General features: G+C 69.5%; 21 protein-coding genes and 2 pseudogenes. 1 reads left to right on the forward strand and 22 read right to left on the reverse strand.

Annotated elements, in window-relative coordinates; translation table 11 throughout:
- Positions 1 to 17 precede the first annotated feature (17 nt).
- The 5 genes from ACFVT2_RS23015 to rpsB form a co-directional block, all read right to left on the reverse strand.
- A complete protein-coding gene (locus ACFVT2_RS23015; protein ID WP_390020812.1) occupies positions 18 to 1,160 on the reverse strand; it encodes a phosphatidate cytidylyltransferase in 1,143 nt (380 codons plus the stop codon).
- A complete protein-coding gene (gene frr / locus ACFVT2_RS23020; RefSeq protein ID WP_390020814.1) occupies positions 1,160 to 1,717 on the reverse strand; it encodes a ribosome recycling factor in 558 nt (185 codons plus the stop codon). The genes ACFVT2_RS23015 and frr overlap by 1 nt, the downstream gene beginning before the upstream one ends.
- Positions 1,718 to 1,892: 175 nt before the next feature.
- Positions 1,893 to 2,663 (reverse strand): UMP kinase, encoded by a 771-nt coding sequence (gene pyrH / locus ACFVT2_RS23025; protein WP_390020816.1) that lies wholly within the window; start codon positions 2,661 to 2,663, stop codon positions 1,893 to 1,895.
- Between the two features lie 162 nt (positions 2,664 to 2,825).
- Positions 2,826 to 3,662: a translation elongation factor Ts gene (gene tsf / locus ACFVT2_RS23030; protein ID WP_390020818.1), complete on the reverse strand. Its 837-nt coding sequence runs from the start codon at positions 3,660 to 3,662 to the stop codon at positions 2,826 to 2,828.
- Between the two features lie 108 nt (positions 3,663 to 3,770).
- Positions 3,771 to 4,661 carry a 30S ribosomal protein S2 gene (rpsB, locus tag ACFVT2_RS23035; protein WP_390020821.1) on the reverse strand — a complete coding sequence of 297 codons (891 nt, stop codon included), beginning with the start codon at positions 4,659 to 4,661 and terminating at the stop codon, positions 3,771 to 3,773.
- Between the two features lie 658 nt (positions 4,662 to 5,319).
- On the opposite strand from rpsB, the gene ACFVT2_RS23040 reads away from it, so the two are divergent.
- Positions 5,320 to 6,150, forward strand: coding sequence for a murein hydrolase activator EnvC family protein (locus ACFVT2_RS23040; RefSeq protein WP_390020823.1), 831 nt, complete (start codon positions 5,320 to 5,322; stop codon positions 6,148 to 6,150).
- Positions 6,151 to 6,516: 366 nt separating this feature from the next.
- On the opposite strand, the gene ACFVT2_RS23045 is transcribed toward ACFVT2_RS23040, so the two are convergent.
- The 17 genes and pseudogenes from ACFVT2_RS23045 to ACFVT2_RS23125 form a co-directional block, all read right to left on the reverse strand.
- Positions 6,517 to 7,056, reverse strand: coding sequence for a TetR/AcrR family transcriptional regulator (locus ACFVT2_RS23045; protein ID WP_390020992.1), 540 nt, complete (start codon positions 7,054 to 7,056; stop codon positions 6,517 to 6,519).
- A gap of 345 nt (positions 7,057 to 7,401) precedes the next feature.
- Positions 7,402 to 8,238, reverse strand: a complete 837-nt coding sequence (whiG, locus tag ACFVT2_RS23050) for an RNA polymerase sigma factor WhiG (RefSeq protein WP_100599565.1) — start codon at positions 8,236 to 8,238, stop codon at positions 7,402 to 7,404.
- Between the two features lie 374 nt (positions 8,239 to 8,612).
- Positions 8,613 to 10,067: a DNA-processing protein DprA gene (gene dprA, locus ACFVT2_RS23055; RefSeq protein WP_390020826.1), complete on the reverse strand. Its 1,455-nt coding sequence runs from the start codon at positions 10,065 to 10,067 to the stop codon at positions 8,613 to 8,615.
- Positions 10,068 to 10,351: 284 nt separating this feature from the next.
- Positions 10,352 to 11,950, reverse strand: a pseudogene (locus tag ACFVT2_RS23060) (YifB family Mg chelatase-like AAA ATPase); the annotation flags it as partial.
- Positions 11,950 to 12,303: pseudogene (locus ACFVT2_RS23065) on the reverse strand (YraN family protein); the annotation flags it as partial. The pseudogenes ACFVT2_RS23065 and ACFVT2_RS23060, both read right to left, overlap by 1 nt.
- 626 nt (positions 12,304 to 12,929) lie before the next feature.
- The gene (locus tag ACFVT2_RS23070) at positions 12,930 to 13,238 is read right to left on the reverse strand and encodes a DUF2469 domain-containing protein (protein WP_003980220.1); all 309 of its coding nucleotides are present in this window, start codon (positions 13,236 to 13,238) and stop codon (positions 12,930 to 12,932) included.
- 38 nt (positions 13,239 to 13,276) lie between these two features.
- Positions 13,277 to 13,801 carry an NUDIX hydrolase gene (locus tag ACFVT2_RS23075; RefSeq protein WP_390020829.1) on the reverse strand — a complete coding sequence of 175 codons (525 nt, stop codon included), beginning with the start codon at positions 13,799 to 13,801 and terminating at the stop codon, positions 13,277 to 13,279.
- A gap of 118 nt (positions 13,802 to 13,919) precedes the next feature.
- Complete coding sequence (gene lepB, locus ACFVT2_RS23080; protein ID WP_390020831.1) at positions 13,920 to 14,648, reverse strand: signal peptidase I; 729 nt, start codon at positions 14,646 to 14,648, stop codon at positions 13,920 to 13,922.
- Positions 14,649 to 14,702: 54 nt separating this feature from the next.
- Positions 14,703 to 15,665 carry a signal peptidase I gene (lepB, locus tag ACFVT2_RS23085; protein ID WP_390020995.1) on the reverse strand — a complete coding sequence of 321 codons (963 nt, stop codon included), beginning with the start codon at positions 15,663 to 15,665 and terminating at the stop codon, positions 14,703 to 14,705.
- Positions 15,607 to 16,662 (reverse strand): signal peptidase I, encoded by a 1,056-nt coding sequence (lepB, locus tag ACFVT2_RS23090; RefSeq protein WP_390020834.1) that lies wholly within the window; start codon positions 16,660 to 16,662, stop codon positions 15,607 to 15,609. The genes lepB (ACFVT2_RS23085) and lepB (ACFVT2_RS23090) overlap by 59 nt, the downstream gene beginning before the upstream one ends.
- Positions 16,655 to 17,419 (reverse strand): signal peptidase I, encoded by a 765-nt coding sequence (gene lepB / locus ACFVT2_RS23095; RefSeq protein ID WP_390020837.1) that lies wholly within the window; start codon positions 17,417 to 17,419, stop codon positions 16,655 to 16,657. Before lepB (ACFVT2_RS23095) ends, lepB (ACFVT2_RS23090) begins: the two co-directional genes overlap by 8 nt.
- Before the next feature lie 96 nt (positions 17,420 to 17,515).
- Positions 17,516 to 17,863, reverse strand: coding sequence for a 50S ribosomal protein L19 (rplS, locus tag ACFVT2_RS23100; RefSeq protein ID WP_274913000.1), 348 nt, complete (start codon positions 17,861 to 17,863; stop codon positions 17,516 to 17,518).
- A 133-nt stretch (positions 17,864 to 17,996) separates the two neighbouring features.
- Positions 17,997 to 18,806, reverse strand: coding sequence for a tRNA (guanosine(37)-N1)-methyltransferase TrmD (trmD, locus tag ACFVT2_RS23105; RefSeq protein ID WP_390020840.1), 810 nt, complete (start codon positions 18,804 to 18,806; stop codon positions 17,997 to 17,999).
- The gene (gene rimM, locus ACFVT2_RS23110; RefSeq protein WP_390020843.1) at positions 18,806 to 19,351 is read right to left on the reverse strand and encodes a ribosome maturation factor RimM; all 546 of its coding nucleotides are present in this window, start codon (positions 19,349 to 19,351) and stop codon (positions 18,806 to 18,808) included. The genes trmD and rimM overlap by 1 nt, the downstream gene beginning before the upstream one ends.
- Before the next feature lie 184 nt (positions 19,352 to 19,535).
- Positions 19,536 to 19,775, reverse strand: a complete 240-nt coding sequence (locus ACFVT2_RS23115; RefSeq protein ID WP_003980229.1) for an RNA-binding protein — start codon at positions 19,773 to 19,775, stop codon at positions 19,536 to 19,538.
- Positions 19,776 to 19,777: 2 nt separating this feature from the next.
- Positions 19,778 to 20,218: a 30S ribosomal protein S16 gene (gene rpsP, locus ACFVT2_RS23120; RefSeq protein ID WP_390020845.1), complete on the reverse strand. Its 441-nt coding sequence runs from the start codon at positions 20,216 to 20,218 to the stop codon at positions 19,778 to 19,780.
- A gap of 156 nt (positions 20,219 to 20,374) precedes the next feature.
- On the reverse strand, positions 20,375 to 20,965 hold the full coding sequence (locus ACFVT2_RS23125) for a hypothetical protein (RefSeq protein ID WP_039632402.1): 591 nt from the start codon (positions 20,963 to 20,965) through the stop codon (positions 20,375 to 20,377).
- Between the last annotated feature and the right edge of the window lie 45 nt (positions 20,966 to 21,010).

Here is a 21,010-nt window from a genome sequence, read left to right on the forward strand (position 1 = left end):
AGGGTAACCGGCGGCGCTCAGCCCGATCCCACGAAGATCACGAATAGCAGCCAGACCACGGGGGCGGTCGGCAGCAGGGAGTCCAGTCGGTCCATGATGCCGCCGTGGCCGGGCAGCAGGGTGCCCATGTCCTTGATGCCCAGATCCCGCTTGATCATGGATTCGCCGAGGTCACCGAGGGTGGCGCTGACCGCGACCGCGAGGCCGAGCAGCAAGCCCTGCCACCAAACGCCATCCTTGATCAGGAACTGCATGCACAGCGCGCCCGCCGCCATCGCGAAGAGCACCGCGCCGACGAGTCCCTCGCGGGTCTTACCGGGGCTGATCCGCGGCGCGAGCTTCTTCTTCCCGAAGCGCCAGCCGACCGCGTAGGCCCCGGTGTCACTGACGACCGTCAGCAACAGGAAGGTCAGCACCCGCTGCGGCCCGTCGTCCGCGGCCGCCAGCATCAGGGCCACGAAGGTTGCCAGGAACGGGACGTAGAAGGCCGCGAAGACTCCGGCGGTGACGTCCCGGAGGTAGTTCTGGGGCGCCTCGGTCATCCGCCAGACGAGGACGGCGAGCGCGCTGAGCGCCATCGCCACCCATGCCCCCTCGGCGCCGCGCACGTATCCGGCGACCACCATGGCGGTGCCGCCGATCGCGAGCGGGACCAGCGGCACCCGGATGTCCTTGCGCTCCGCCAGCCGCGAGGTCAGTTCCCACAGGCCCACGACAACGGCGATCGCTATGACGCCGATGAACACCGGCTTGTAGACGAAGAGCGAAGCGAGGATGACCGCGCCGAGTCCGACACCGACCCCTATGGCGGCGCGCAGATTGCGCCCCGCGCTCTTCTTCTGCGGTTTCACTGGGTCGTTGTCGGACCCGGGGAGCGAGGTGGGCATGGGCTCCTGCGGCCTGTCGTCGCGGAACAGGGGGCCGCTCCGGCGAGCAGCCCCCCGGTCGTCCGAGTTATCCCGGATGTCCCGATGGTCGTCCTGGTGTCCGCCCGGCTCGGGCACGATGGGCATGGGCCGAGTCTGCGCCGCGCCGCCCCCGTCGTGCAGGGGACCCGCCGGGACGGGGGGCGCCGCACCGCGCAGCGAGGCGGCCGGGCCGTGATCGGGCGGTCCCCACTGGCCGGCGCCGGGCGGGGTCCCCCAGGATGACTCGTTCATCAGACCTCTAGGAGCTCGGATTCCTTGTGCTTGAGGAGCTCGTCCACCTGCGCGACGTACTTCGCGGTGATGTCGTCGAGCTCCTTCTCGGCGCGACGTACCTCGTCCTCGCCCGACTCCTTGTCCTTGACAAGCTTGTCGAGCGATTCCTTGGCCTTGCGCCGCACGCTGCGGATCGAGATCTTCGAGTCCTCGGCCTTGTTCTTGGCGACCTTGATGTACTCGCGGCGGCGCTCCTCGGTGAGCTCCGGGAACGTCACACGGATGATGTTGCCGTCGTTGCTCGGGTTGACGCCGAGGTCCGAGTCACGGATCGCCTGCTCGATGTTGCGCAGTGCGCTCTTGTCGAACGGGGTCACCACGGCCATCCGCGGCTCCGGAACCGAGAACGATGCCAGCTGGTTGATGGGCGTCATGGCACCGTAGTAGTCCGCCACGATCTTGTTGAACATCGCCGGGTGCGCACGCCCGGTGCGGATCGCGGCGAAGTCCTCCTTGGCGACCACGACGGCCTTCTCCATCTTCTCCTCGGCTTCGAGGAGGATCTCTTCGATCACCACTTGCTCCTGGTCTTTTCGGTAAGAAGCAGAGCCTCGCCCCTGCCGCGCGTCTTCTCCTGCACGGTGTCCGACCGGCAGGCGGTTGTCCATCCCCGTACCGAGGTCTTCCCACGACCGGGGGTTGCCGCCCGCACGGGCCGACGCCCGTGCGGAATCACGGCAGTTGAGGCCGTCAGGCCCGGGTGTTCTGATCGCTGACGAGCGTGCCGATCTTCTCACCCTTCACCGCACGCGCGATGTTCCCCTCGGCGAGCAGTTCGAACACGAGGATCGGGAGCTTGTTGTCCCGGCACAGCGTGATGGCGGTGGCATCGGCGACCTTCAGGTCGCGGGTGATGACCTCGCCGTATTCAAGGGCGTCGAACTTGACCGCGTCCGGGTTCCGCTTGGGGTCGGAGTCGTAGACCCCGTCCACACCGTTCTTGCCCATCAGCATGGCCTCGGCGTCGATCTCCAGGGCGCGCTGGGCGGCGGTGGTGTCGGTGGAGAAGTACGGCATGCCCATGCCGGCGCCGAAGATGACGACCCGGCCCTTCTCCAGGTGGCGCACCGCGCGCAGCGGGATGTACGGCTCCGCGACCTGGCCCATGGTGATCGCCGTCTGGACGCGGGAGTCGATGCCCTCCTTCTCCAGGAAGTCCTGGAGGGCCAGGCAGTTCATGACCGTACCGAGCATGCCCATGTAGTCGGAGCGGGCCCGGTCCATACCGCGCTGCTGCAGTTCGGCACCGCGGAAGAAGTTGCCGCCGCCGATCACGATGGCGATCTCATAGCCGTCACGAACCACCGCGGCGATCTCGCGGGCGATGGCGTGCACGACATCGGGGTCGACACCCAGTCCTCCGCCACCGGCGAACGCCTCGCCCGACAGCTTCAGAAGGAAGCGCCGCCTGCCGCCGTTCCCGGCTTTGTGTGTGTCCGCGCCGTCGGCACCGTGATTCATTGAGCTCTCCTCGTGCACATACGAAGAAGGCCATTGCCGTGGGTCTTGGTCAGATCCCTGTCCGGCAATGGCCTCCTCGTCACATCTGCGGCCGACCGATGAGCGGCCGACTGCGTACGACCCTAGCGGGGCCGTAAGTCATTCGCTGCCTTCGCGGCAGGCTCAGATGCCGACCTTGATGCGCGAGAAGCGCTTCAGGGTGACACCGGCCTCCTGGAGGACCTTCTCGACGGACTTCTTGTTGTCGAGCGCGTACGGCTGACCGAGCAGCGTCGCGTCCTTGAAGAAGCCGTTGAGGCGACCCTCGACGATCTTCGGCAGTGCGGCCTCGGGCTTGCCCTCGGCGCGGGTGGTCTCCTCGGCGACGCGACGCTCGGCCTCGACGACCTCGGCCGGGACGTCCTCCTTGGAGAGGTACTTCGGGGCGAAGGCGGCGATGTGCTGCGCGATGCCCTTGGCGACCTCGGCGTTCTCCTTGTCGAGCTCGACGAGGACACCGATCTGCGGCGGCAGGTCAGGCATGGTGCGGTGCATGTACGCCGTCACGTAGCCGCCGGCGAACTGCGCGAAGCGGTCCAGGACGATCTTCTCGCCGAGGTTCGCGTTGGCCTCGTCGACGAACGCCTGGACGGTCTTGCCAGCCTCGATCTCGGAGGCGAGCAGGGCCTCGATGTCGGCCGGGTTGGTCTTGGCGACGTGCGCGGCGAGGGCGTTGGCGACGGACTGGAACTTCTCACCCTTGGCGACGAAGTCCGTCTCGCACTTCAGCTCCACGATGATGCCGGAGGTGTTGTCGTCGGCGATCAGGGAGACCACAGCGCCGTTCTCGGCGGAGCGGCCCTCGCGCTTGGCGACGCCCTTCTGACCCTTGACGCGCAGGACCTCGACGGCCTTGTCGACGTTGCCCTCGGCCTCATCCAGGGCCTTCTTGCAGTCCATCATGCCGGCGCCGGTGAGCTCGCGGAGCTTCTTGACGTCAGCGGCGGTGTAGTTCGCCATGGTCTGTGAATCTCTTCTCGGAATCGCGAAAGTCGAAAGATCTACGGGTGAACGACGGGGGAGGCGCTTGTGGCACTCTCCCCCGCCGTCATCAACCGGTCCTGGAGGTCAGCCCTGCTCGGCCGGCTTCTCGGCCTCGGCAGCCGGAGCGTCGGCCTCGGCGGCCGGCTGCTCGGCTTCGGCGGCCGGGGCCTCGACCTTGGCGGCCTCTTCGTCAGACTTCTTGTCGCCTTCGAGCAGGTCGCGCTCCCACTCGGCCAGCGGCTCACCGGCCTTCTCGCCCGGCTTCTGGTCGCCGGTGGCGGCGCCGGAACGGGCGATCAGGCCCTCGGCGACGGCGTCGGCGATCACGCGGGTGAGCAGGGTGACGGAGCGGATCGCGTCGTCGTTACCCGGGATCTTGTAGTCGACCTCGTCCGGGTCGCAGTTGGTGTCGAGGATCGCGACAACCGGGATGTTGAGCTTGCGCGCCTCACCGACGGCGATGTGCTCCTTCTTGGTGTCCACGATCCAGACGGCGCTGGGCACCTTCTGCATCTCGCGGATACCGCCAAGGGTCTTCTCCAGCTTGGCCTTCTCGCGGGAGAGGACCAGGAGCTCCTTCTTGGTGAGGCCGGAGGCGGCCACATCCTCGAAGTCGATCTGCTCCAGCTCCTTGAGGCGCTGCAGACGCTTGTAGACGGTCGAGAAGTTGGTCAGCATGCCGCCGAGCCAGCGCTGGTTCACGTAGGGCATGCCCACGCGGGTCGCCTGCTCAGCGATGGCCTCCTGGGCCTGCTTCTTCGTACCGACGAACATGACCGAGCCGCCGTGGGCAACGGTCTCCTTGACGAACTCGTAGGCGCGGTCGATGTACGACAGCGACTGGAGCAGGTCAATGATGTAGATGCCGTTGCGCTCGGTGAAGATGAAACGCTTCATCTTCGGGTTCCAGCGGCGGGTCTGGTGACCGAAGTGGACGCCGCTCTCCAGCAGCTCCCGCATCGTGACGACGGCCATGGCCGTACTCCTTGTTTCTCGGTTCCACTGCGACCGGCCGGCCGCAGTGCCTGACGCCCCGACGCGCCTGCCAGGGGAGGAACCGTGTGGAACCTTCCGAGGACCGAGAGCGCGGCCGACGTGCTGCCCGAAAGGGACTGGTGCACTGGTGGCGGGGCGTGCGAAGTCGACCCGGTGACCCGGATCGCCATCAGAAGTGTACGGGACGGGCGATGCACCGGGCGACACGCACCATTTCGCGCCCCTGTCGAGTGACGCCGTTATCCACAAGCGGCCCGTCATCCACAGCTTTTGACCAAGATCCCCACGCCGGTTCCGCATCCGCCATGGTCAACACATGCGACGACTCACCGGCCGCACCGAGCGGCAATCCCGGCACCCCCGCCCCACATGCCCTCCGTCCCTACGACAGCACCTGACCGGTCCGCGAGGTTCCACCCCGACGCGAAAGCAGCACATGCGGCGAGGACAGCGGACCGGACCGGTTGCCCGGCGTCCCGACATCCAGCGCACGGTTCCGCGACACCCGCTGGGCCGGCGCCACGGCCCCCCAGCAAGCTCGACGGACGGACCGGCACCGAATCGGACGGTTCCGGAGCGGGCACCTTCCGCAGCTCGGGACCACCGAGGAAAGCGGTATCCACTCCCCGTTCTCGCTATGTGCGCTCTGTCCGCCGTACCGACTGTGGGAGTGATCGGCGAGGCAGGCGTGGCCAAGGCTTCAACCGCACACGTCGAGGTGGCTCGGGCCACCAGCCCAGCAGCTCCGACATCAGAGCGCTCCTGGCCCGTCGACGGCCCTGCCGGGACACGACCCGCGGTGTTGCGTGGTTGGGAACCCCCACCGACCCCCTGGGCTGCGGGACACCGGGGCGTAGACCTGGCGGCGGCCGACGGCTCCGTCGTCAAAGCCGCCACGCCTGGACAGGTCGCGTTCGCCGGCACCGTCGCCGGCCGTGGCGTCCTCACCATCGAAGTGTCCCGCTCGGGCCATCCGCCCTTACGCACGACGTACGAACCGGTCCGCGCCACCTCCCGCGAAGGCCAGCGCGTCACCGCCGGCCAGCCCGTCGGCGTACTGGAAGGCGGCCCTTATCACTGCCGCGCCCCGTGCCTCCACTGGGGCCTGCGGCGCGGTGCGACATACCTGAACCCCCTCTCACTGCTGCCGCCAACCGCACTCCGTAACGGCCACTCACGGCTGCTCCCGGTATTCGGCGTCCCCGAAGCAAGGCCAGTCCCGGAACCCGGACCCGACCGTCCACATCGTGAGCAGCCGGAGCCAACGGCCCATGCAGCGAAGGACTCATCGGCAGGCATCACGAGCGCTGCCCTGCTCGGTGCGGTCGCGCTCACCGGCATCGCACTGTGGGCATTCGGTCGCCTCCGCCATGGGCCAAGGAGGACGAGTACGGCCAGGCGGCGTGGCTCTGCCCCATGGGCTACGAGCAGGAGGAGGCAGCTGGACCACATACGGCGCGGCGAGTAGCCGTGAAGAACAGCACGCGCGTGAGAGGGAGGAGATGCCCACGCGAACGGCGTGAAGGAGTACGGCCGATTCGGCGTAAAGAAGACACCCGCGCGACACCGGAGCAGCGACACCAGACCGCTTTGGGCTGCGGGCTGCGGGCTGCGGGCTGCGGGCTGCGGGCTGCGGGCTGCGGGCTGAACGAGCGTTTCGGGTGGGGTGGAGGAGGGGCGGGGGGGCGGGGGGGGCGGGGCCCCCGGGGCGGAGGGAAACAGGCGCAAAGGAGTAGCCCCACCAAAAAGCCCCACCAGGAACCATGCCTCGGAAGACGAAACGCCCTCTGCCTGCCCAGGGCCATCAGGGCGATCCCCGAGCCCCTGCCGGATTTCAGCCACGCACCCCGTTGAGGGCCATCGCCACCGCTGCCTCGGTGATCTCGTCCGGGTCTTCGGCGGCGCCGAGTTCGATACGGCGTACCGCGGCGTCCACGACCCCCTGGAGCAGCATCGCGGCGAGGCGGGGCTGGGTGTGACCGAGGGCGGCCAACGCCTCGACGATCATGGCGATCAGTCCGCCGTGCGCGGCGCGGATCTTCTCCCGGGCGCCGGCGTCCAGTTCCCCTGCGGAGATGGCGACGACGGCGCGGTGGCGGCGGTCGCCGACCAGTGCCAGCTGCCGGCGCACATACGCTTCGACCTTCGCCTCGGGCGACTCGGCGCCCTCCATCGCGGCCTCGACCTCCGCGGCCCATACGGGGAAGTCGACGACGCACAGTTCTTCGACGACGGCCGCCCGTGAGCGGAAGTACTCGTATACGGACGAGCGCGCGAGCCCCGTCCGTTCGGCGAGGGCAGGGAAGGTCAGCGCCTCCGTTCCACCCTCGGACAGCAAGGTACGGGCGGCGTCCAAGAGGGCGCCGCGCTGCATCGTCCGGTGCTCGGCCACCGAGGCCGCTCGAATCCTGGGCACGCCACCACTGTACGGATGGCCTCCTCGCCGTAGCACGCCGCATCGCGACACGAATCGGTGCCGGTGCGCTCATCGGCGTCCGGTGGGTCCGCCGGCCTCGGGGCGCAGCCGACCGCGCAGCTGGGCAACCAGCGCTCGATCCTGGGCCCTGCCACTCTGCCCTCCCCGCCCCTGGGCCATGTCCGGTCGGCCACCATCAACCTGCGGCCCCACGTCGGTCCGGGAGCCCGATCGCCCCTCGCAGGGTCCGGCACCACTCCCAGCCGCCCCATAGCCAGCTCGGCCCCATACAAGCCCCGGCGTTCAGCGCCCCACGTCCGCCAGTTTCGCGCGGAGCTGGAGTACGGACTTGGTGTGGATCTGACTGACCCTGCTCTCGGTGACACCGAGCACGTTGCCGATCTCCGCAAGGGTGAGCCCCTCGTAGTAGTAGAGGGTGACCACGGTCTTCTCACGGTCGGGCAGGGTGTTGATGGCGCGTGCCAGCAGCCGCCGTAGTTCGCGGTCCTCGGCGATCTCGACGGGGTTCTCGGCGGCGGTGTCCTCCAGGGTGTCCATCAGGCTGAGGCGTTCACCGCCCTCGCCGCTGACGTGGAGGAGTTCTTCCAGCGCTACGACGTTCGCCAGGGACAGCTGGCTGAAGACGCCGTGGAGTTCCTCCAGCGGGATGCCCATCTCGCCGGCGACCTCCGCCTCGGTCGGCGTACGGCGCAGCTGCGCTTCGAGGGTGGCGTAGGCGCGTTCCACGGCCCGGGCCTTCTGTCGTACGGATCGGGGGATCCAGTCCAGGGCGCGCAGTTCGTCGATCATTGCGCCGCGGATACGGGTGATGGCGTACGTCTCGAACTTGATGGAGCGTTCGGGCTCGAACTTCTCGATGGCGTCGATCAGTCCGAAGACTCCGGAGGAGACGAAGTCGGCCTGCTCGACGTTGGGCGGCAGTCCGACGCTGACACGGCCGGCGACGTATTTGACCAGTGGCGAGTAGTGCAGGATCAGCTGTTCCCGCAGGCGTCCGTCGCCTGACGCCTTGTAGGAGCGCCACAGCTCGTCGACCGAGGTGGGCGGGGCGGGGCGCACGCTGCCGCGCGCGGCGGGTGGTACTGCCGCGCGGTCAGACCCGGAGGTGTGCTGGGGCATTCGTCGCCTTGAGCCGTTCTGCCGAGACGGGGGTGGGTGGATGTGTGAGGCTTGAACTGTCGTGAGCGTAGCGTGACCGCGACGTCGCGGTGTGCGAGGAAGGTGGGTTGGGTGTGCGCAGATACGTTCCGCTGCCCGCACCCCGGGGTTACTTCGCGCGGCACGGCGGCACTCGGAAGGAGTGCCTGCGACGCGTTCGCCTGGGATGCATTCCTGGAGGGCGATGCGGACGGTCGTGGCGTTGTGGCGGGCGGAAACCCGCACGTGCGCTGGGCCGTGTCGTCGACGCCCAACGGGCCGGCTGCACGCACCGAAGCACGGCAAATCTGGATTCTGCGGTCATTCCCCTCACCCTTTCACCCGTTCGCGCCAGGTCAAGTACCGCCTCGCCGGGAACCTCCGGTCGAGTTGACGCGTCGCACCAACTCCCAGCGCTCACCGCACCTTTGAACGAATCCGAGGGACTGGAGCTCAAAGAGCTTGCCGCGGGTGAGGTCGCGGGGCGTGCCCGACTCCCGGGCCAGGTGGTCGGTATCCATGCCGCCGCGTGCGGGCAGCGCTTCGAGTACGCGGCGGGCGATGGGGTCCAGCAGGTCGCGGGCGTGGGTCGGGCCACGGCGCTCGGGGGCGAGGTCACCGATGCTGCCGACGAGCTCGATGACCTCGTCGGCGTCGGTGACCACCGTCGCCTCGCCGCGCAGGAGTTGATGCACTCCGGCGGATAATCCGCTGGTGACCGGGCCTGGCATGCCCATCGTGAAGCGCCCGAGGGCCAGCGCGCGCCGTGCGGTGACCAGTGAACCGCTGCGGAGTTCGGCTTCCACGACGACGGTGCCGCGGGTGAGGGCGGCGATGACGCGGTTGCGCTGGACGAACCGGCTGCGGGTGGGGTGGTCGCCAGGCGGCAACTCGGCTACCACCAGCCCCTGTTCGGCGATGCGGTCGATCAACTCGGTGTGTCCGCGCGGATAGGAGTGGTCGACGCCGGAGGCGAGGACGGCGATGGTCGGGCCGTCCGCGGCGAGAGCGCCGCGATGGGCTGCGCCGTCGACGCCGTACGCGGCTCCGGAGACGATGGTCCAGCCGCGGTCGGCGAGTCCGGCGCCGAGGGTGGTGGCGAGGTGGGCGCCGTAGTCGGTACAGGCGCGTGCTCCCACCACAGCCACCGAGCGCAGTGCCCAGATCCGTAGGTTGGCCCGGCCGCGTACCCAGAGGCCGATGGGGCGGGCGTCGCCGAGGTCGTCCAGTTGGCCGGGCCATTCGTCGTCGCCGGGGCAGAGGAAGCGGCCGCCGAGCGCGGCGACGGCGGCGAGATCTGCGGCGGGACGGGCCCGCTCGGCACGCAGTCGGAGTCCCGCGACCTTGGTCGGACTGGAGCCGATGGGTGGTGGCGCGTTGTCTTGGGACAGTGCGTGCCAAAGGGCCACCGGGCCCATCTCGCGCAGCCAGCGGCCAGCCGTTTCGTCGCCGGGTTCGAGGATGCGGGTGAGTGCGGCGCGGGCCGCTCGCTGCGGTTCGTAGGTGTCACGGGCTGGGTGCGCTGTGCGTGCCCGGTGGGCAGCGGGACGTTTTCTGGTTGCGGCGGGCGTTGCGGCCGGCGGCGAGGTTGGCGTGCTGGTGGGACAGTGCGGACCCGCGAGGGCGCGGCGGGTGGGGCAGTGGCCACCGGGTTCCGCCTCCGATGCCGCCCTCGAATTCGCTCCCTCTCCCGATCCCGAGTCGGTCGCGGGTTCCGCTTCAGATCCCGGCTTCGATCCACGCTCCGGGCAGGGTTCCGGTTCCTGCCCCGCTCCGTCCGTGACGAAGCCCCATTCGTCGATGGAGTTCATCGTTCGCCTCGGCTCTCCACGGGGCGGACGAGTGCGACCCGTGGGCGGGGATCCGGTGTCTTCCGGAGCCTCTCCCCCGGTCCTCTCACCGTCGGTGTTCCGGCCGTGGTCGCTGCCGTCTCCGTCCGCTCTGTCCCTGTCTCGGATTCCTCTTCCGTCCCAGCTTCTGGCGACCCTTCGCCCCGTGCTTCCGCCCGTGCGCCGGCCCTCGCTGGTGTGCTCGGCCTCACGGCCGCGACCGTGCCCGCTCCGGCCCCCGCGCCTGGGCCCCCTCCCGCTGTCGATCCCGTCGTCACCGCGCCGCGCCGTACGCCCGTGCGGAGCTCCAGTGCCCAGTTGACGTCCTCCTTCGTCGGACGATCACGGCCGGCGAGATCGGCGGCGGTCCAGGCGACACGCAGGACGCGGTCGAAACCGCGGGCCGTCAGGAGCCCGCATTCCAGGTCGCGTTCGGCCTGGGCGAGGGCGCCGGGGTGTACCGGCCAGCGGGTACGCAGTTCGTGGCCCGGTACCTCGCTGTTGGTCTGCCAGGGCGTGTCGTTGAGGCGGGCCGCGGCGCGTTGGCGGGCGGCGCGGACGCGTTCGGCGACGGTGGCGGTGGATTCGGCACCGCGGCCGAATGCGATGAGTTCGGAGCGGGCGACCGGCTCCACGGCGATCCGCAGGTCCACCCGGTCCATCAACGGCCCCGAGAGCCGGGCACGATAGCGGCGGATCGAAGAGGGGCGGCATTCGCAGCCGCCGGCGGTGGTTCCGTGTCGCCCGCAGGAGCACGGGTTGGCTGCGAGGGCGAGCAGAAAACGCGCGGGCATCCGCAGCATGCCGCCGGCGCGCGCCACGACGACATGGCCGGATTCGAGTGGTTGGCGTAGGGCATCCAGGACGCGTGGGCTGCATTCGGCGGCTTCGTCGAGAAAGAGCACGCCGTGGTGGGCGAGTGAGACGGCTCCTGGGCGGGGCAGGCCGGTTCCGCCGCCGACCAGTGAGGCCATGGTCGCCGAGTGGTGCGGGGAGCAGTAGGGCGGGCGGTGGACCAGTGGCTGCCCTGGTGGAAGGGTGCCGGCGACCGAGTGGACGGCGGTGACCTCCAGGGATTCCTTGGGTGTCAAGGGCGGCAGCAGTCCGGGGAGCCGTTCGGCAAGCATGGTCTTGCCAGCTCCCGGTGGGCCCTTGAAAAAGATGTGGTGGCGTCCGGCGGCGGCCACTTCCAGGGCGCGCCGGGCATTGTGTTGGCCCGCCACATCGGCGAGGTCGGGGGTGTGGTCGCCCTGTGGCAGGCCCGCGGTGATGCCGGTGCCGGGCATGACGAGCCCGGCCAGGAGCGGGTCGGGGCGGCCTTCGTCGAGGGGATTTTCCTCTTCGGGGACCGGTTCGTCGGCGAGGACGGCGATGAGTTGCCGCAGGCTGCGGATGCCGAGGACCGAGACGCCGGGGACGAGCGAGGCTTCGGCGACGGTCTGTTCCGGCACGACGACCTGGCGGTATCCGGCATCGGCGGCGGCGAGCACTGCGGGCAGTACGCCACGGACGGGGCGGACGCGGCCGTCGAGGCCGAGTTCGCCGATCATCATCAGGTCGGTGAGTTCGCGGGGGTCGAGTCGTTCGGCGGCGCCGAGGACTGCGCAGGCCACGGCGAGGTCGAAGCCACTTCCGCTCTTCGGGACGGATGCGGGGCTGAGGCCGACGGTGAGCTTCTTCTGCGGCCAGTCAGCGCCGGAATTGACCAAGGCGGCTCGGACGCGATCCTTGGACTCGACCAGGCTCTTGTCGGGGAGCCCGACGAGCGTGAAGGCGGCCACGCCGGGTTCCAGGTCGGCTTGGACTTCGACGACGACTCCTTCGACGCCTACGAGCGCGACGGAGCAGGTGCGGGCGAATCCCATCACGCCACCCCCTTTGCGTGTTCGACCACGGGGGCGCCGCGGGCGGGCAGCAGGACGCCGATGACGTCGATGCGGACGCCCCCGGGCGGTGGGCCGCCGTGCCGTTCCAGCCAGCGTTCGGCGAGGAGGCGCAGTCGGGCGGTCTTCTCCGCTCGGACTGCCGCCATGGGGTGTTCGTACCAGCCTGCGCGGCGGGTCTTGACCTCGCAGACGACCAGGGTGTCGCCGTCGGCGGCGACGATGTCGATTTCTCCCTCGCGGCAGCGCCAGTTGCGGTGGAGGATCCGCATTCCGGCTTCGATGAGCCGTCGGACGGCCAGGTCCTCGCCGTAGCGGCCGAGGGCGTTGCGGGACGTCGTCGGTGGGGCAGGTTGCCGTGTCTTCGCTGGCTGCGCTGTTGGCGTCGGCCGCGCCGCGGGCGCTGTACGCGATGCCCGTGGACGGCCCTCGGCCGCCGTCGGTGGATGGTCTCCGACCGCTGTCGGGGGCTGGTCCCCGGGCCGCCTTCCGCGCCTACGGTTCCCTGTCCCGGACCCGCTGCTCACGGCCCCGACGGCGCCGCCAGCGGTCCGTGACCCACAGTTCTCAGTCCCTGGGCCAGGATTCTCGTTCCGTGAGCCACGGCTCACGGCTTCTGGCCCACGCTCTAGGGCCTCTGCCTCACGGGCGTCCGTGTCCAACCCGAGGTCTCCGCCCCCTGTCCCGCCCTTGTGGTGCGTGCGGGTGGGGTCGCCGTTCCCCGGCGTGTGCTCCCCGGTGCGTGCTACTGCGTCCACGGCCTGTCGGCCGGTGTGTGTGGCGTTCATGCGGTACCACCTCCGGCACCGACTGTGACGCCTCCGCGCAGATCTATTGGATCTTGGTGGATAACCGCCCGGCTGTGGATAACTCCGTCACCCGTCAGGGCGACGCACGGCACCGTCCGGACAGCCGGCAGCGACCGCAGCCCGGAAGCCGACCACCGACCCGCAGAAGATCCTCAGCTACCCGGAAGATCCAGATCGCTCTTGTTCAGCTCTTCGATGTTCACGTCCTTGAACGTGAGTACTCTCACCTGCTTGACGAACCGAGCTGGCCGGTACATGTCCCAGACCCAGGCGTCGGCCATTGAGACCTCGAAGAACACTTCACCCTGGACCGAGTGCACCTGCATCTCGTAGTCATTGGTGAGGTAGAAGCGACGCTCGGTCTCGATCACGTATTTGAACAGCCCGACGACGTCGCGGTACTCCCGGTAGAGCTTCAGCTCCATCTCGGTCTCGTACTTTTCGAGGTCCTCGGCGCTCATGGCAGATCCCCTTCAGCCGTGCGTCCCCCTATTGTGCGTCAGACCCTCTCGGTCTCCAGGAGCACCGGCGCACTCGGGGGCCCTTCGTCGAGCAGTGTGCGCAGCAGCTCGGCGAGTCTGGTCGGATACACCGTCTCATGCGACGCCGACAGTTCCTCCGAGGTCCACCACTTCAGTCCCGAGACGCTGCGTCGTTCCAGGTCCGTGTGGCCGGCGGTGTCGGTGACGGTCCGGTCCGTCCGGGCCAGGTAGTACCACTCGTCCTGCTCCCAGCGTCGCCCGTCGAAGGGAAAGGCGCAGCGGCGCTTCCACAAGAGGGGGCCGAGGGTGGCCTCGGTGATACCGGTCTCCTCGGCGAGTTCGCGGAGGGCTGCGTCTTCTCGGGTCTCGGTGCCCTCCAGGCCGCCGCCGGGGGTGAACCACCAGGTTTCGGTCGGACGGTCCGGTTCGAAGCCGTGCAGCAACAGGATCCGGCCATCCGAGTCGAGCAGCACGACCCGGGAGACCCGACGCACCGCCGTGGCTTGCCCAGCCGCAGCGGTCTCAGTGACCGGAACGGTCACAGCGGTCACCTTGGTCGCAGCGGCTTCGCCAGCCCCCTCACAGACAACCTCACCGGCATCCCCGGCCAGCCCCCGTCCCCGCCCGCTTTCCTGCCACGGCTCCGGCCCCTGCTCCCGCTCACCCACGTCCACGCCCCTTCCGCCGTGCGATCGGCCCGTATGCCGCACCCCCAAGAATGAGCACGGCCCCGGCGACGACCGCGAGAACGAGGGGCCTGAGCGGTCCCGGCTGCGAGGTGCCGCCGGGGAGCGCGGCGAAGCTCGCGGGGCGCTGGAGCATGCCGATGCTGTCGAGCGGCCAGGCGCGGGCGTCGACCCGGGCGGCGACTGCGCTGCGCGGTACGGAGCCGTGGTCGCCGTCGGTGAGGTGGACGCGGGAGTCGAGGGAGTCGTTGCGGTGATCACCGAGGAGGAAGAGCTGGCCGGTGGGGACGGCGGCCTTGAAGCCGATGGGCGAGGCGGGGCCGTCGCTCTGGAGGTACGGCTCCTCGACGGGGGTTCCGTTGACCGTCAGCAGGCCCTTCTTGGTGCAGCAGGCGACCGTGTCGCCGCCGACGCCGACGACCCGCTTGACCATCGGCAGGTCGCCCCAGGTGGCGTCCTTGAAGACGACGATGTCGCCGCGGCGTATCTCGGAGCCGCTCACCTTCTCCGCCAGGACCCGGGCGCCCGCGGCGATGGTGGGCGACATGGAGTCGGTCGGCACCGTGTACGGACGGTAGACCAGCGCCCCCCAAACGAAGCCGCCCAGGAACAGCGCACAGCCGACGGCCACGGCCAGACCGGACAGCACACTGCCCGTGGTCCGGCCGCGGCCGTCCGTCGTACGTTCCGTACTGCTGCTCATCCCAGCGCTCCCGCCCCGCGGGACGAGCCCGCGTCGAAGATCCGGGACGGCACCTTACCTGGGGTTACGCGCTGCGGTCAGCCTCCGGCGACGCCAGATCACGAGCGGGACCGCGCCGGCCAGGCCCAGCGCGGCCGGAGCCGCACCCATTGCCTTGTTGATCCCGGGCTGGTCGAAGGTGTCCGGTACGGGGAGGGTTGCCCAGCGGTTGATCGGCCAGGCGATGGTGAAGGCGCGGCCGACGACCTCGTCCTCGGAGACCGTGCCGTTGCCCTTGAGGTTCTGGTGGTACCGGGAGTCGAGGGAGTCGTCTCGGTGGTCGCCCATCACCCAGATCCGGCCCTTGGGAACGTGGATCGGGCCGAACGGGCGGTCGCCGCAGGGGGTGGCTCCGGGGAAGACGTAGGAGTCTTCCTTGAGGGCCTTGCCGTTGACCTTGACGGGGCCGACGCCCTGGCATTCGACGGTGTCTCCGCCGACCGCGATGACCCGCTTGATCAGGTCCTTCTCCTCGGCCGAAGGCATCAGGCCGATGAAGCTGAGGACCTTCTGGACGGGGTTGGGCTGCGGCGTGGGCGTCTCGTTGAGCCAGCCACCCGGGTCGTGGAAGACGACGACCTCGCCGCGCTGCGGCTTGGAGCCGAACCACGGCGTCAGCTTGTCGACCAACACCCGGTCCCCGCGCTGGAGAGTGTCCTGCATGGAGTCGGACGGGATGGAGAACGCCTGCACCAGGAACGTCTTGATCAGCAGGGCGAGGAGCAGGGCGATGCCGATGAGGATCGGCAGTTCCTTCCAGAAGGCACGCGGCTTCTTGCCTTTGGTCACGCTGCCGGTCGCCTCCTCGTCGGCCGCTGCGTCCGACGGCTTCGATAGATCGGTGCGCGGCCGGCCGGGTGCGGACCCGCCTGACTGCGCCTGTGGCTGATGTACGGAACTCATCGCCTGCTGCGCGGACTCACCGCGCCCCGCGGGCTCTTCGGGCTCTTCGGTTCCGGACCGCGCGCCGACCGCCAAGTCCCCCACATCTGCTCCTCACTCCGCGCTCTCGCCCGCCCGTCAACCGGTGCAGGCCCACCACTCCCATAACGAGCGGGAGTTCCGCAGGGGTCGGGAGTACGGCCAAACTCTCGGATGACACCCTATGCGCTGCATCCGCTGCCGACGCCTTCGCGCCCGGCGCGTCGTGCACGGTGGCGAAGGTGTCGGGCTCGTTGAGGAACTGCCAGTGGCTGAACGGCCAGGCGATGAGCACGGCCCGGCCCACGACGTTGTCCTCCGAGACCGTGCCGCGGTACGGCTCGTCCAGGTGGTAGCGCGAGTCCGCCGAGTTGGAGCGGTGGTCGCCCATGACGAAGATCCGTCCGGTGGGGACGTTCACCGTGAACTTCAGCTCGGAGGGCGGGTTTCCGGGGTGCACGTACGGCTCGATGAGCGGGGTGCCGTTGACCGTGACCCGGCCCTTGGTGTCGCAGCAGCGGACGGTGTCGCCGCCGACCGCTACCACACGCTTGATCAGGTCCTGCTCGTTGGCGGACGGCAGCAGCCCGATGAAGGTCAGGACGTCGTTGATCGGGCCGGAACCCCCGGTGGACTGGTTCTGCTCGCCCTTGAGCCAACCGCCGGGGTCCTTGAAGACGACGACGTCACCGCGGTGCGGCTTGGCGCCGAACCACGGGGTGAGCTTGTCGACCAGTACCCGGTCGCCGATCTTGATGGTCTGTTCCATGGAGCCGGACGGGATCACGAACGCCTGGACCAGGAAGGTCTTCAGGACCAGCGCGATGGCCAGCGCCACCCCGACGAGGATCGGGATTTCCTTGAGGTAGGAGCGGCGTCTGCGGCGCTTGATGCGCTGGGCCTGGCGGCGCCGCTCGGCCCGCCCGCCGGTCGACGACTGGGAGCTCGGCGCACCGTCGACCTCCCCGGCCTCTCCCACCCCACCGGTGCTGTCGTACATCCCGTCATCGGGGGTGTCCTCGCGCCCGTGGCGGGGACGTCCACGGTTACCCACGGGGGCCTGCCGGTGCCGGTATACGGGCGAAGGCTCCGGGGGTGCCGATGGTGCTCCACCGGTCGAACGGCCAACTGATCAGGTCGGCGCGGCCGATGACCTGGTCGACCGGGACGGTCCCGCCGCCGGGCTCGCCCAGGTGGTCACGGGAGTCGCTGGACCGGGTGCGGTGGTCTCCCATGACCCAGAGCCGGCCCTTCGGCACCACGATGTCGAAGGGGACGGCGGAGGGCGCGTCCCCGGGATGGAGATAGCCCTCGATCACCGGCACTCCGTTCACGTTGATCCGCCCCCGTTTGTCACAGCAGGTCACATGGTCCCCACTGACGCCGATGACGCGCTTGACGTAGTCGGTGTCGTCGGACCGGGCCAGGCCCAGTGCCGCGCCGGCCTTGCGCAGCAGTCCCGTGACGGGATTCTCCCCCTGCTCCCTGTGAACGAAAGATCCCGTGCCGTCGAAGACGATGACGTCGCCCCGCTGCGGGGTGGCACCGAAGCGGTACGCCAGCTTGTTCACCAGGACCCGGTCGCCGACCCGCAGGGTGTTCTCCATGGAGGTGCTGGGGATCAGGAACGGCTGCGCCACGAAGGTGCTGAGCAGGAACAGAAAGGCCAGACAGAGCACGAAGAGGGTGACCGGCCGGTACCGCAGCTGCGCCACCACGACCCGGAAACGCGCGGAGCGCGACCGCCGTTCCGACCCCTGGGCGGGGTCGGGAGCGGGGTCGCGCTCCGTGAGTTGTGCGTCGGTGTCCATGGGGCCCAGAGCCTATCCGGCCGGGCCCGGACGCCGGTCGCGAGTGTGGCCTCGCGGTGCACCGGGGCGGGTTTCCGCAGCCCGGTGCGGCGCGGCTCAGCGCTCGCGCTTCTCCTTGATCTTGGCGGCCTTGCCGCGCAGCTCACGGAGGTAGTACAGCTTGGCGCGACGGACGTCACCGCGAGTGACGACCTCGATCTTCTCGACGATCGGGGTGTGCACGGGGAAGGTGCGCTCGACGCCGACCGAGAAGCTGACCTTGCGGACCGTGAAGGTCTCGCGCACGCCGGCGCCCTGGCGGCGGATGACAACGCCCTTGAACTGCTGCACACGGGAGCGGTTGCCCTCGATGACGCGGACGTGGACGTTGACGGTGTCACCCGGGCGGAAGGCCGGGATGTCGCTGCGCAGGGCTGCGGAGTCGACAGAGTCGAGGAGGTTCATAACCCACTGCTTTCTTCGCTGATGCCACAGGTCATCAGCGGAATCATCGGAAAAGTTGGTTTGCTGTCGGATCGCCGGGCGGGCGTCGTTCCCCCTGTGGCAGGGGCGCACGCCGGACGCAGTCAGCAGCGGCTCATTCTTCCACGGACTGACTCGTCCGCCCAAATCGGCCGTCCTCGCGCTGCGCCCAGCCCAGTGCGGCCAGGATTTCCCGGTCCTTCTTGTTGAAGGCGGCGGGGTCGGCGCGTTCGATCAGATCGGGGCGGTTGCGGTCGGTGCGGCGGAACGCCTCGTCGCGGCGCCAGCGGGCGATCTTGCCGTGGTGGCCGCTGAGCAGCACCTCGGGGATGGTGCGGTCGCGCCACTCGGGGGGCTTGGTGTAGACGGGGCCTTCCAGGAGGTCGGCCATCGCCCCGGGGGCGAAGGAGTCGTCCTGGTGGGAGGCGGCGTTGCCGAGGACACCGGGCAGGAGTCGGGCCACCGCCTCGACCATGACCAGGACCGGGGCCTCGCCGCCGGCCAGTACGTAGTCGCCGATGGAGACCTCGCGGACGTCCAGGCGGTCGCCGTACTCCTCGATGACGCGGCGGTCGATGCCTTCGTAGCGGGCCGGGGTGAACACCAGCCAGGGCTTGCCGGAGAGTTCGACGGCGAGTTCCTGGGTGAAGGGGACGCCGCTGGGGGTGGGGACGACGAGGACGGGGGTGCCTTCGCCGGACGCCAGGACGTGGTCGAGCGCCTCGCCCCACGGTTCGGGCTTCATGACCATGCCGGGGCCGCCACCGTAGGGGGTGTCGTCCACGGTGTTGTGCTTGTCGTGGGTCCACTCCCGCAGGTCGTGGATGCGGACGTCGAGCTGTCCGCGGGCACGGGCCTTGCCGACCAGCGAGACGTTCAGCGGTTCGAGGTATTCGGGGAAGATCGTGACGACGTCGAGCCGCATCAGCTGTCCTCGCGGCTGGAGTCGATCTCGGCCTGGGTCTCGTCGAGGAGCCCGGGCGGCGGGTCGATGACCGCACGCTGCTCTTCCAGGTCGATCTCGGGCACGATCTCGGTGACGAACGGGATCATGACCTCGCCGCCCTCGGGGCGGGCAACGATCAGCAGGTCCTGGTAGGGCAGGTGGGAGACCTCGGTGATCCGGCCGACGGCGGTGCCGTCGCGGGTGACGACGTCGAGGTCGATCAGCTGGTGGTCGTAGAACTCCTCGGGATCCTCGGGGACTTCCTCGGGGTCGATCTCGGCGATCAGCAGGGTGTTGCGGAGCGCCTCGGCGGCGGTGCGGTCCGCGACGCCCTCGAAGCGCAGCAGCAGCCGGCCGCTGTGGACCCGGCCGGTGGCGATGGTCAGCGGCCCGACGGCGGACGGGTCGGTGGCGAGGACCGCGCCCGGGCCGAGCCGGAGTTCCGGTTCGTCGGTGCGCACCTCTACGGTGACCTCGCCCTTGATGCCGTGGGCGCGGCCGATCCGGGCGACTACCAGCTGCACTGTTCTCCCTTTTACGGCTAAGCCGCCGCCGCTTTCGCGGAGGTGGCCGAGGAACATCGGGGTTCCTCAATGGATGGTGACGGTGCCGGATCCGACGGGGTGGCCGTGGTTCCAGCCTCACATACGGACGCGGGCCGGGGACGACCCGAAGGTCCTCCCCGGCCCGAGCCGGTGTTCAACTTGATCAGCGAACTTGGTCGACGTCGACGAGGTCGACGCGGATGCCCCGGCCGCCGATGGCGCCGACGACAGTCCGCAGTGCGCGGGCGGTCCGGCCGTTGCGGCCGATCACCTTGCCGAGGTCGTCGGGGTGGACCCGGACCTCCAGCACGCGCCCGCGACGCAGGGTGCGCGAGGCTACCTGCACGTCATCGGGGTTGTCGACGATGCCCTTGACGAGGTGCTCAAGGGCCTCCTCAAGCACGCTCAGTCCTCGGAGGACTCAGAGGTGGACTCGGCCGCGGCCTCGTCCGCCTTCTTGTCGGCCTTCTTCGCCTTCGGGGTGATGGCCTCACCCTTCGGCTCGTCACCGGAAGCCTTGGCGGCGGCCTCGAAGAGGGCGCGCTTGTCGGCCTTCGGCTCGGCAACCTTCATCGGCGCCGGGGCCGGCAGACCCTTGAACTTCTGCCAGTCGCCGGTGACCTTGAGGATGGCCAGAACGGGCTCGGTCGGCTGGGCGCCGACGCCCAGCCAGTACTGGGCGCGCTCCGAGTCGACCTCAATGCGGGAGGGGTTCTGCACCGGGTGGTACAGGCCGATCTCCTCGATGGCGCGACCGTCCCGGCGGGTGCGGGAGTCGGCGACAACGATGCGGTAGTGAGGCGCGCGGATCTTGCCCAGACGCTTCAGCTTGATCTTGACTGCCACTGGAGTGGTGTCTCCTGGTCTTGACGTGGTGGGGCACAACGAGATGCCACGTGGGGTTGCGGTACTCGGGGGCCCCGATGGACGCGTCAGCCGGAGGAGAGAGGGGTCCTATGCGACTGTCGAGTACAGCTGGCAATTGTGCCACACGCCCGGAGGTCAGCCGACCGCGGCCACCTCGGGGATCCGGAAGGGCTTCCCGCAGCCGCCGCAGACGATCGGAGCCTGGGCCAGTACGGACGGGACGACCCGGACGTTGCGTCCGCAGTCGCAGACGGCTTTGACGCGGACGCCGCCTCCGGAGGAGCCGTGCCGGGCGGCCGGGCCGCGGAAACTGCGGGTGGTGTCGGTGGCGGTGGCGGCACTGTGGGCCTTGAGGGCTCTGGTGAGCCGCTCGATGGTGGGGCGGTAGCGCCGTCTCGCCTCGGGGTTGAGCGTGACCAGCGAGAAGCCGCTGCTGGGGTGCGGCTCGTCGGTGTGGTCCAGGCCCAGCTCCTCGGCGATCGCCAGGAACCGGCGGTTGTGGTAGCGGCCTGCCCTGGAGGTGTCGCGGATGCCGCGGGCGGCGGCGATGCCGTGGACTGCCTCATGGAGCAGCCGTTCGAAGGAGAGTTCGGCGCCGCAGGCGGACGAGGACTCTCCGATCAGGGACTCGGGCGCGGCCAGGTCCGGCAGCTCGGGGTGGTGCCGTTGAATGTCGGCCCACGCGAGCGCCAGCTCGGCGGCGAGAACAGGCGGTGTCGTGCTCACGTCGTAACAACGAGCCGGAGTCGCCCAGTGTTCCGATTCCGGGGC

Source organism: Streptomyces sp. NPDC058000, assembly GCF_042886435.1.
Classification (GTDB): Bacteria; Actinomycetota; Actinomycetes; order Streptomycetales; family Streptomycetaceae; genus Streptomyces.

Bases quoted from the DNA above. Each gene is read 5' to 3' on its own strand.
- dprA (WP_390020826.1), bottom strand. From the start codon at position 10,067: ATGAACTCCATCGACGAATGGGGCTTCGTCACGGACGGAGCGGGGCAG.
- ACFVT2_RS23045 (WP_390020992.1), bottom strand. From the start codon at position 7,056: ATGCAGCGCGGCGCCCTCTTGGACGCCGCCCGTACCTTGCTGTCCGAG.
- ACFVT2_RS23040 (WP_390020823.1), top strand. From the start codon at position 5,320: ATGTGCGCTCTGTCCGCCGTACCGACTGTGGGAGTGATCGGCGAGGCA.
- ACFVT2_RS23015 (WP_390020812.1), bottom strand. From the start codon at position 1,160: ATGAACGAGTCATCCTGGGGGACCCCGCCCGGCGCCGGCCAGTGGGGA.
- lepB (WP_390020831.1), bottom strand. From the start codon at position 14,648: ATGAGCAGCAGTACGGAACGTACGACGGACGGCCGCGGCCGGACCACG.
- rplS (WP_274913000.1), bottom strand. From the start codon at position 17,863: ATGAACCTCCTCGACTCTGTCGACTCCGCAGCCCTGCGCAGCGACATC.
- rpsB (WP_390020821.1), bottom strand. From the start codon at position 4,661: ATGGCCGTCGTCACGATGCGGGAGCTGCTGGAGAGCGGCGTCCACTTC.
- tsf (WP_390020818.1), bottom strand. From the start codon at position 3,662: ATGGCGAACTACACCGCCGCTGACGTCAAGAAGCTCCGCGAGCTCACC.
- trmD (WP_390020840.1), bottom strand. From the start codon at position 18,806: ATGCGGCTCGACGTCGTCACGATCTTCCCCGAATACCTCGAACCGCTG.
- pyrH (WP_390020816.1), bottom strand. From the start codon at position 2,663: ATGAATCACGGTGCCGACGGCGCGGACACACACAAAGCCGGGAACGGC.
- lepB (WP_390020837.1), bottom strand. From the start codon at position 17,419: ATGGACACCGACGCACAACTCACGGAGCGCGACCCCGCTCCCGACCCC.
- whiG (WP_100599565.1), bottom strand. From the start codon at position 8,238: ATGCCCCAGCACACCTCCGGGTCTGACCGCGCGGCAGTACCACCCGCC.
- ACFVT2_RS23070 (WP_003980220.1), bottom strand. From the start codon at position 13,238: ATGAGCGCCGAGGACCTCGAAAAGTACGAGACCGAGATGGAGCTGAAG.